We start from the raw sequence: 11,423 nt of genomic DNA, 5'->3' as shown, positions 1-11,423 counted from the left end.
TGACCCCGTTAGCTGATCGGAAATACCATTAACCTGTAACGGATATTAAATTTTTCAAATCCTGTTTGAATATATCATGTAAGCAACTTTTGAAATACAAAGGCTCTTTATGCCTGTACAAATGTTTCTACCGCAATTTAAGATGTTAACTTATATATAAACCTTATGCGAAATCTTACTGTCTTATTTTTATTAATCATTTCTTTTTTTTCTATTAAACTGAATGCCCAGACTACTCCTGTCGATTATGTGAGTACGTTGGTTGGCACACAATCTAAACATTCGCTGTCTACAGGTAATACCTATCCGGCAATAGCTATGCCATGGGGTATGAACTTCTGGATGCCGCAAACCGGCAAAATGGGCGATGGTTGGGCATATACCTATGATGCCGACAAAATCAGAGGTTTTAAGCAAACCCATCAACCCAGCCCTTGGATAAACGATTACGGGCAATTTGCAATTATGCCCATTACAGGCAAAGTTGTTTTTGATCAGGATGAGCGTGCCAGTTGGTTCTCTCATAAAGCAGAAGTTGCCAAACCTTATTATTATCGTGTTTATCTAGCCGATCATGATGTGGTTACCGAAATTACACCTACCGAACGTGCAGCTATGTTTCGGTTTACCTTTCCTGAGAATGATAATTCGTCAGTAATCGTAGATGCATTCGATAACGGATCGTATGTGAAGATCATTCCTGAACAAAATAAGATTATCGGTTATACCACAAAAAACAGTGGAGGAGTACCCGATAATTTCAAGAATTATTTTGTCATCGTATTTGATAAACCATTCACTCACACCGCTTCTTCAGTCAACAATACAATACAAAAAGGTGTATTGGAAGCAAAAGAAAATCATGCCGGAGCAATCATCGGTTTCTCCACTAAAAAAGGAGAAGTTGTACATGCTAAAGTAGCATCTTCGTTTATCAGCTACGATCAGGCAGAATTAAATCTGAAAGAATTGGGTAATGATACTTTTGACCAGATAACAGCCAAAGGTCGAAATGAGTGGAATAAAGTATTAGGACGTATTGAAGTCGAAGACGATAATATTGATAACCTTCGCACATTCTATTCATGCCTGTATCGTTCGGTGCTGTTTCCCCGTAGTTTCTATGAAATTAATTCCGAAGGAAAGCCTGTACATTACAGTCCTTATAACGGAGAAGTATTGCCCGGATATATGTTTACCGATACCGGATTTTGGGATACATTCCGCTCTCTGTTTCCGTTCCTGAATCTGATGTATCCATCTATGAATGCGAAGATGCAGGAAGGTTTGGCCAACACATACAAAGAAAGCGGATTTTTACCCGAGTGGGCTAGTCCCGGTCACAGAGGCTGTATGGTTGGTAACAATTCCGCATCCGTAGTAGCAGATGCTTATCTCAAAGGACTGAGAGGATATGACATCGAAACTCTTTGGGAAGCAGTTGTCAGCGGAGCCAACAGTGTACATCCCACGGTAAGTTCAACCGGCCGTCTAGGATATCAATATTACAACAAGCTAGGATATGTGCCATACAATGTAGGCATCAATGAAAGTGCAGCTCGTACATTAGAGTATGCATATGACGACTGGACTATCTATAAACTGGGAAAGGCACTGAATAAACCCGAGAAAGAAATCGCGATATACGCCAAAAGAGCGATGAATTATAAGAATCTGTTCGATCCCGAGCACAAACTTATGAGAGGACGTAACGAAGATGGAACTTTCCAATCACCGTTTAATCCTTTGAAATGGGGAGATGCTTTCACCGAAGGCAATAGCTGGCATTACACTTGGTCGGTATTCCATGACCCTCAGGGATTGATTAACTTGATGGGAGGACAGAACGGTTTCAACCAGATGCTCGATTCGGTATTCAATGTACCCCCTTTATTTGACGATAGTTATTACGGAGGTGTGATTCACGAAATCAGAGAGATGCAGATAATGAATATGGGTAATTATGCACATGGAAATCAACCCGTTCAGCACATGATTTATTTATACAATTATTCAGGAGAACCCTGGAAGGCTCAATATTGGGTGAGAGAAGTAATGGATAAGTTATATACACCTAATCCCGACGGATATTGCGGTGATGAAGATAACGGACAAACTTCAGCCTGGTATGTGTTTTCAGCTTTAGGCTTTTATCCAGTTTGCCCCGGAGCAGACCAATATATAATAGGATCTCCTTTATTTAAGAGTGTAAAACTTAATCTGGAAAATGGAAAGCAAGTTCGCATTAAAGCCGAAAACAACGGAAAAGTAAACAGATATATTTCGTCATTATCAGTAGACGGGCAACCTTATACCAAAAACTATCTGACTTATGATGAATTGTTGAAAGGTGCTGCAATTGACTTCAAAATGTCTCCGACCCCAAATAAGCAAAGAGGAATCAATGCTGCCGATTTTCCTTACTCGTTTTCAAATGAATTAAAAACAACAACTATATCTAGAAAAAAGAAGTAAGTATAAACCTTAAAAAAAAATCAGTAAACCCATGAGAAAAAAAGGACTCGAGAATCTCTATTATGATTCTTCGGTTTGAAATCGTATCCTTTATTCTGGTCAATTAATTAGCCTTCTATTTCCAATATATGATTTAAATCTATTAAAGAATATCAGAGGAAAATACAAAACTGTTAACAGTGGGTTGAATTTTAATAAGTATTATCTAATAGTTCTATTAGAATTCAACCCTTAACTTTTTATTTAATTACTAACATGAAATTATTAAAGATTTTACGAACTTTTATGTTCATGGTCTTGCTAGGAACTATAGTGTGTGTAGTAAGCTCCTGTAATAATGACGATGATCCGGTCAGTAAAGGTATAGGTACAATTACCGGTGTTGTGCTTGATGAAGCAGGAGTACCCATTGACGGAGTTACCGTTACAATGGGAGGAATGGGCGGAACCGAGGCAACAATAAATACCGGAACCGACGGAAAATACACATTCGAAAATGTTTCTATCGAGTCGCATTCCGTTACCTTCTCAAAAACGGGATATCAAACAGTCAGTCTGACGGTTACAGCCGATAAATTTGATGGTAATAAAGTTGCTACCACCACAGTGGCAATGGTAAATGCTTCAGCGAAAATTTCCGGTATCATTACCGATGGAAAGAACGGAGGAGCACCACTTTCCGGAGTAACAGTCAGTATAACTCCAGCAGTATCGGCCACTACTGAGGCAGATGGTAAATATAGCCTCGAAAACCTCATTGCCGATGATTATGTCGTAACATTTATTAAAGCCAATTATGTAACCCAGACAAAAAAAGTGAGCAAAGCCGATTTTGTTGACGGAATGGTAACATTGGATGTAGTAATGGGAGGAGCAGAACTTCTACGTGGTTTAACCTTAGCCGATTTGTTAACTGCCGATAAATGGTATTATAATGAATACCGTGGTGGAGGTAATGCCGATGCTTACCCTCATTGGGATTGGGCTTGTAACTATTTCAGCTCGATGACCTTTAAAGGTAAGTGGGAAGAACAATGGGAAGGTACAACATTGCAAATCCGTAATGATCCGGGTGACCGCACTAATCCTGCCGACTTGGAAGTGTTTGACTCGTATACATACGGCAGCAAAAAGATTACGGCAGATAACAAAATCCTTTCGGTGAGACTACGTACACATAATGCTGATGAAGCATCACCGGCTTACTTTGGTGTACAGGTAGTTGACCTTTCGGCAGCCGAACCTCAAGCAGTACAAATAGGAGAAACTAAGCAATACGGATCAGGTAATTACACCGACTTTACTTTCGACCTGAGTGCATACGTTGGCAAAGAAGTAATTGTTGCTATTGGTATCTATCGCAAAGAAACAGGAGATTACTGGAAACAACTTGTTCTTCGTGCAGTTCGTTTTGCCGACAGAAAGGTTGAAGGCTGGGATTGGTTACCGGGTAACGAAGTAATAGACGGATGGAAACTTACACAAGAAACAGTACGTTCTACTATGCCCCAGACGAAAAAGCATTTTACAGGTATAAGTCCTATCAGTGCAGGAAGGGATGTGAATATGCAAACCGGATATCCGGCAGCTTATCAGGCATGGCGTGCAGTTTCACACATCGGACACGAATGGTCGTTTGTTCCTTTGAAGAAAGACCCCGAAGTATTCCCCTCTGAAGGTTACTTAATCAAAACCCGTAATACATCCGAAGTAAGTACCGAAGTTCCCGAATCGTATTACTATGCCAAATTTGCCATTGCTTCAGGAAGTAATCAGTTGACATTGAAAACCCGAAACTTCGGAAGTAACCCTACATACTTTAAATTGACAGCTATTAAAGAAGATGGTACTGTGACCCATATAGCACCTAAATCCAATACAGCTCAGGAAGCATCCTCGGCAAGTAATGGCTGTTGGAAATTTAAACATGGAGACGGTGGAGCAGGTAATCCCGAAGGTTATGCTTCGTTTGTATATGATCTGTCGCAGTTTAATGGTAATAACGTAGTACTTGCCTTTGGAGTATACAATGGAGTTGCCAATTCGGGCGAGAATAAATTGGTTTTCTATTCGATTGATTTAAAATAAAATCCAGGAGTTATTTATTGCTTGAATAAGTTTAGCGGCTATATCCGGCTTTATCTTAAAGAGATATACATTAAAATACTCCGATTTACTTAAAAACTGATATAATGAAAAAATTTCTTACAATAATTGCTTGTTTTCTGCTGGTTGCGGTTGCTTGCAGTGAAAGTTCGTCCACCGATACCCCCGATAAACCGTCGGGGGGGGCGACTCTTTCTGAACAAAACCTTGCCCGAGCCATGCAAATAGCCGATCAGGCCATTTCTCTTTATTTTACAGGAGATGGTATGGCCATGGCAAGATACTATAATCCGTATACAGAAATCCGATCCGAAGAAAAAGGTAGTGTATGGATGTATACCAGCTCTATTGAAGCAGTTAATGCGATTCTTCACGGACTTAAGGCACAAAAAGATCATGGCAGTTCAACACTATACGATCAGCATTTCAATCGCTATGTAGATTTGCTGGCTAAGTTGTACGATAATGCCGATTATTACTTAGGTACGTTTGAATTAACCTCTTATACCCAAACCAAAGAATGGACAGTGTATGGAGTTAACAGGGGAGGCTCTAAAGGTGCTGCTAAAGTAGAAGGCATCGAAAATGTATACGACGATCAGATGTGGTTGGTACGTGAGTTGCTGGAAGCATATAAGTTAACCAACGATCAGAAGTATTTAAATAAGGCGGAATATTTAACCGAATATGTACTCGATGGTTGGGATTGCACACGTGATGCCAACGGAAATGAAGTGGGAGGTATTCCATGGGGACCGGGTTACGTAACCAAGCATTCGTGTAGTAACGGACCGATGGTTAGTCCATTAGTATGGTTGCACGAATTATACAAAAGCAAACCCGATATGATTGAGCACCGGTATATAGATGCTACCGACAAGAAAACCCGAAAAACACAAATGCAGAAGAAAAGCGATTATTATTTGGACTTTGCCAAAAAAATATATGACTGGCAAAAGAAAAATTTATTGCGTGCCGATGGTGTATATGATGATATGATGGGAGGATGTACTCCGGGAAGCCCTGAAACAGAAATAATCGATGGTGTACCTTATCGTAAAGGAGGAACTTGTGTTGACCGTGTAGGACCGGCAATCACTTACAATAGTGGAACAATGCTCTCGGGAGCAGCCGATCTATTTCGTGCGACAGGTAACAATATGTATTTGGAAGATGGGCAAAAACTGTCAACCGCAAGCTTTGGCTATTTTGCTAAACTGGGTGTAAACAAGCCCGGATATTATACTTATGACATCAGTGGTTTCAGAGATTGGTTCAATGGTGTATTGATGCGTGGTTATGTAGACCTGTATCCATCCTATAAAACTGTTGATGTTTGTATCAATAGCTTTCAGAAGAACCTTGATTACGGGTATGACAACTTCCTTTATAAAGACATGCTTCCTACCAATCTGCTGGTTGGTTGGAATCTCGACAGGGGAAAGAACAATACGGAAGGAATGTTCATGTTTGCCTTTGCTGCCGAATATGCTGTATTGGCAAAGTATGAGCTCCAAAAATAAATTAACTTAATTATCAATATTGTTATGATAAAAACACGATATGCTAAAGCCATGCAACTTTTGCATCTGATGATGCTGCTTGTTGTTTTTGCACCTTTATCGATGCAGGCGCAAAATAGTACCGTATCAGGTATAGTTACCGATAATAACAATGAACCGATTATTGGGGCCAGTGTAGTAGTAAAGAATACTACAGTGGGGGTAATAACCGGTCTTGATGGTGAATACACCATTAACGCTCCCGCAAACTCTACATTGGTATTTTCCTATCTGGGATATGCAACCAGAGAAGAGAAAGTGAATGGGCGCACTCAAATCAATACGGTAATGCAGATAGATGCCAATCTCCTTGACGATGTAGTAGTTGTAGGGTATGGTACTCAGAAAAAAGCCTCTCTTACCGGAGCCGTAGCCGGAGTAAAAGGGGGGGAAATGCTGCGGACTCAGAACGAAAACCCTCAAAATATGCTTGCCGGACGGATTGCCGGTGTACGTGTATGGCAAAAAAGTGCCGAGCCGGGAACATTTAACAGTAACTTCGATATTCGTGGTTTAGGAGCACCTTTGGTGGTTATCGATGGTATTCCACGTTCAACAGAAGAGTTTCAACGCCTCAATCCCAATGATATTGAAGACGTATCTGTCCTGAAAGATGCTTCGGCAGCTATTTATGGTGTACGTTCAGCCAATGGAGTATTACTTGTAACAACCAAAAGCGGAACAAAAGAAGGAAAAACCAGAGTAAGTTACAATGGTTCGTATACCTTTCAAAAGGTATCGAAAATGCCTGCACTAGCCGATGCCTTTCAAACCATGACATTGTACAACGAAAGATCGATGAACAACGTAAATGGGGGTAGTATCGTATATAAAGAAGCGGACTTTGAGGCTTTCAGAAACGGCACACGCAGAACTACAGACTGGAACGGATTGTTATTTTCAAGTGTTTCACCACAAACCCAACACGATGTAAGTATTACGGGAGGAACCGAAAAAACTCAGTTCTTTGTGAGTATGGGTTACTTTTATCAGGAAGGTTTCTTTAAATCAGGTGACCTGAATTACAATAAATACAATATCCGTTCGAATATCAATACCGAAATTGTAAAAGGCTTAACTTTTGGAATTAACCTCAGTGCAATTGCCGATCAACGCAACAACCCATATGCCAATGCAACGGATATTATCCGGAACTACTGGCGCCAAGGCGTATTGTATCCTGCATATGCCGATCCCGAAAATACAATGCTTAACTATGAAGGGTTGGATCTGGAAGAAAATACAGTCGCAAAAATGTCTTCCGATATATCGGGTTACCGTAAATATGAGCAGAAATACTTCCAGTCGTCGGCAACGCTTAATTACGACTTCGGGACACTGAACCCTGTATTGAAAGGATTAAAAGCAAAAGTTCTGGCCAGCTTAGATTACAGACAAGATAATAACACAATATACCGTAAGGAATATTATCAATATGCGTATGACCCTATCAGTGAGTCGTATCTCTCTAAGTTATATAACTCAAGTTCACCTACCCAGCTTCGACGCGAATTTTATGATAAGCAACAACGTTTGGGACAGTTTATTGTGAACTACGACCGTACTTTCAATACCGTTCATAAAGTAAGCGGATTACTAGGTTGGGAAACTCAACGGCGTATAGGTGATAACTTCTATGCACAACGCGACCTTGCATTTGCAATGGACTACCTTTTTGCAGGTATAGATGACAATCAGTTGGGAGGAATGAATAAAGGGAACAACGACCTTTATGAAACTACCAATGCTGCATTAATTGGTAGGGTAAACTATGCATTTGCCGACCGTTATTTGCTTGAGGCACAATTCCGCTACGATGGTTCGTCTAAATTTGCTCCCGGTCATCAGTGGGGTTTCTTCCCTTCAGCTTCTGCGGGTTGGCGTATATCCGAAGAGCCGTTCTTTAAATCGATAACAGCCATGTCGTTTGTAAACCAGTTGAAACTGAGAGGTAGTTACGGTATATTGGGAGATGATTTGGCTAACGACTGGAATTATGAATGGGCAGGAGGATATAACTATCCGGCTTCGAACAGTAATGCCGCTTCGGGGTATTATAACCAATATGCTCCGGGTTATATATTTGGAGATCAGTTCATCTATGGAGTAGATACAAAACCTGTGCCTAACAAATTGATCTCTTGGTACGAATCGCATATGTTTAATATCGGTGTCGATTTTGAAGGATGGGATGGTTTATTTGGATTCTCTTTTGACTATTTTGATCGTCGTCGAGAAGGTCTTTTCGCCCGACAAACAGGAGAATTTCCAACAGTCATAGGTGCTACAGCTCCTCTCGAAAATCTGAACAGCGACCGCAACTTTGGTATTGACCTGGAACTTACACACCGAAACCGAATCAATGATTTTACGTATAAAGTAAAAGCTATTGGAACAATTGCTCGCCAACAGCATATGATCGCTGTAGAAAAGGGGCCATATGGTAACTCATACGATAAATGGAGAAATGATAATCTGACAAATCGTTATCAGGGAGTGCAATTCGGGTATGAATCAGCAGGACGTTTCCAAAACTGGAATGATATCCATTCGTATCAGTTGTATCACGAACGTGATGTATTACCCGGTGACTATAAATACGTAGATTGGAATGGTGATGGACAAATTGACGGATTGGACGAGCATCCTTTTGCTTACGATCAAACACCATGGTTCAATTACAGTTTGGCTTTTGACGGTTCATACAAGAATTTTGATGCGAGTTTCCTTTTTCAAGGATCGGCACTCGGTTCTATGGAGTATAAAGAGCCGTTGTATAGTATATGGGGTAACAATGGGGGAGGTACTTTAACACAATATTTGGATCGTTGGCACCCTGTTGATCCACAAGCAGATCCATATAATACTTCTACCGAATGGGTAAGCGGTTACTATGGTTATACAGGACACTACCCGAAAACAAATTCGGAGTTCAACCGTGTAAGTACTGCGTATTTGCGTCTCAAGAGTATAGAAGTAGGGTATACATTGCCTCACATAAAATCTTTAGCATCTATGAACTTGCGTGTATTTGCCAATGCCTTTAACTTGTTTACCATAACGAAAGTGAAATTTGTGGATCCTGAACATCCCGATGATGAAAACGGACGTATGTATCCACTCAACAGAACTTATACATTAGGTATGTCGCTCTCGTTTTAGAAATTTGTGTTAAAAAGTTACGAATTATAATTTAGATATATATGAAAAAGATATTTATATTATCTCTGCTCAGTTTATTATTCTTTTCTGCTTGTGCAGATTTGGATGTTCCACCGAAAAATATCGTTACAGATGAAGATCTTTTGACGAACGAATCGGGTCTGGAGATTTATATGGCGAGAATGTATAGCAATATGCCGTTTGAAGATTTCAAATATATGGCACAATGGGGAGTCGAATTCAACGGATGGCTCAATGCTATGGGCATAGAAGGAACCGGTGAAGCGCTGACTCGTGACGGTATCTGTGCTGCGTTTACAGGAGAAAGAACTCCCTATTGGGAAAAAGCCTTCACCTTATTACGCGATGCAAACTATTTGTTGGAAACGTTGCCGCAATATCAAGGCTCCTATCCTGAAGCAACCTATAATCATTATCTAGGCGAGGCCTATTTTGTGCGGGCTACTGTATTTTATGCCATGGCACGGCGTTTTGGAGGTGTGCCTTTGGTAACTAAAGTAATTGCTTATCCTGCCGATAAAAGTGCATTGGAAGTCCCACGTTCTACCGAAGAAGAAACTTGGGATCAGGTACTTGCCGATTTTGATAAAGCGATTGAGCTACTGAAGCCAATCAGCCCTAAGGTGGGCTACTCCAATAAATATGTAGCCTTATCATTTAAATCTGAAGCTATGCTATACGCCGGATCTGTAGCCAAATACAATGAAACAGTACCCGGTCGTCTGACAGGTTTCGGACAAAAAACTGGTGTGCGTGTAATGGGATTTGCTGAGGATAAATGGCAGGCAGCTTCTAAAAAGTACTTTAGGGAAGCCTATAAAGCAGCTCGTGAAGTAATGGTTAATGGAGGATATTCTTTGTACAAGAAAAAATGGTCGGCTTCAGACCGCGATGCACAATATCAGAATATGGTAGATATGTTCAGCGATTTGAGCAGTCCTGAGAATATCTATGTGAAACAATACATATACCCTACTTCAACACACGGTTATGATGCATATAGTGCACCATTTATTTTCCGTTCACCACTATCTTCAGGAACATGCCCTTCACTCGATTTCGTGGAATTATTCGAAGGTTTTGACAGATATCCCGATGGTACGGTAAAACTTACTACAGGGAATGCCAATAATCAAGGGAATTATATTTTGTACGATAAGCCGATGGATTTGTTTAAAAATGCAGAGCCACGTTTACGTGCTTATGTGATTTTTCCGGGCGATATGTTTAAAGGAAAAAATATTGAGATACGTGCCGGAGTATACACAGGCTCTACACCAATCAAACCTTTTTTCAGCGATTATTCTTATGCAACAGCAGATAATCAATATCAGAATTTGAGTATGTATACCCAAAAGCCAAAGACATTGTACCTTAGCCCTATGGAAGGACAAAGCCAAGAGTTGGTTACCTACAATGGCAGTCCAATGACTGCAGCCGGAGCTAACGGGCCTTTCTATAATAATGGAGAAGGGGCAATAACCGGACTCTTTGGACGTAAATGGCTTAACCCCGATCCGTCTGCTGTAATCGGCGAGGGAAAATCGGCACAGCCATTTATCTTGATGCGCTATGCTGAGGTTTTACTAAATGCAGCAGAAGCAGGAGTAGAGTTGTCACTGGCGGGAGAACAGTCGCCTGATGGGTCTAATATGCTGCAAGTAGCTACCGAAGCTGTAAATGCCATACGTGAACGGGCAGGTGCTACATTACTGGTTGGTAGTGTTACATCGGATGAGGCAGGACGCAACATTGTGCGTAAGGAGAGACGCAAAGAGCTTGCTCTTGAGCATAAGGTGAAATGGGATTTGAGACGCTGGCGTGTACAACATTATGATAACAGGGATGGCTTTTGGGGCGAAAAGAGAGATAAAAATACATTCAGTAATAATTCTCGTTACCGTTTCCGAGGCTTATATCCATTCTTCTCTACAGAAAGCGGGAAGTATTTCTTCGATGCACACTTCCAATGGGTAAGCCTTAAAACGTTTGAGTATAATCCGATCGACTATTATTTCGGAATACCGGGTAACGAAGTGTCTAAAAGTCCTGTGATCGATCAACAGCCCAACAGATAATCAATAATTAGATAATATA

5 protein-coding genes are annotated in these 11,423 nt (G+C 40.7%); all 5 read left to right on the top strand.

Annotated features, from left to right (window positions below):
• Positions 1-165: 165 nt before the first annotated feature.
• The 5 genes from G7050_RS06075 to G7050_RS06055 all read left to right on the top strand — a co-directional run bounded on the left by G7050_RS06075 (position 166) and on the right by G7050_RS06055 (position 11,404).
• A complete protein-coding gene (locus tag G7050_RS06075; protein ID WP_166112649.1) occupies positions 166-2,475 on the top strand; it encodes a GH92 family glycosyl hydrolase in 2,310 nt (769 codons plus the stop codon).
• A gap of 255 nt (positions 2,476-2,730) precedes the next feature.
• On the top strand, positions 2,731-4,563 hold the full coding sequence (locus tag G7050_RS06070) for a carboxypeptidase-like regulatory domain-containing protein (RefSeq protein ID WP_166112646.1): 1,833 nt from the start codon (positions 2,731-2,733) through the stop codon (positions 4,561-4,563).
• Between the two features lie 104 nt (positions 4,564-4,667).
• Positions 4,668-6,104 (top strand): glycoside hydrolase family 76 protein, encoded by a 1,437-nt coding sequence (locus G7050_RS06065; protein WP_166112644.1) that lies wholly within the window; start codon positions 4,668-4,670, stop codon positions 6,102-6,104.
• Between the two features lie 24 nt (positions 6,105-6,128).
• The gene (locus G7050_RS06060; RefSeq protein ID WP_166112641.1) at positions 6,129-9,305 is read left to right on the top strand and encodes a TonB-dependent receptor; all 3,177 of its coding nucleotides are present in this window, start codon (positions 6,129-6,131) and stop codon (positions 9,303-9,305) included.
• 41 nt (positions 9,306-9,346) lie between these two features.
• Positions 9,347-11,404, top strand: coding sequence for a RagB/SusD family nutrient uptake outer membrane protein (locus tag G7050_RS06055; RefSeq protein ID WP_166112638.1), 2,058 nt, complete (start codon positions 9,347-9,349; stop codon positions 11,402-11,404).
• Positions 11,405-11,423: the final 19 nt, after the last annotated feature.

Origin of the sequence: Dysgonomonas sp. HDW5A (assembly GCF_011299555.1) — a bacterium.
Lineage (GTDB): Bacteria > Bacteroidota > Bacteroidia > Bacteroidales > Dysgonomonadaceae > Dysgonomonas_A.
Note: the sequence above shows the minus strand (reverse complement) of the source record. Positions and strands in the feature narration are given on the sequence as shown.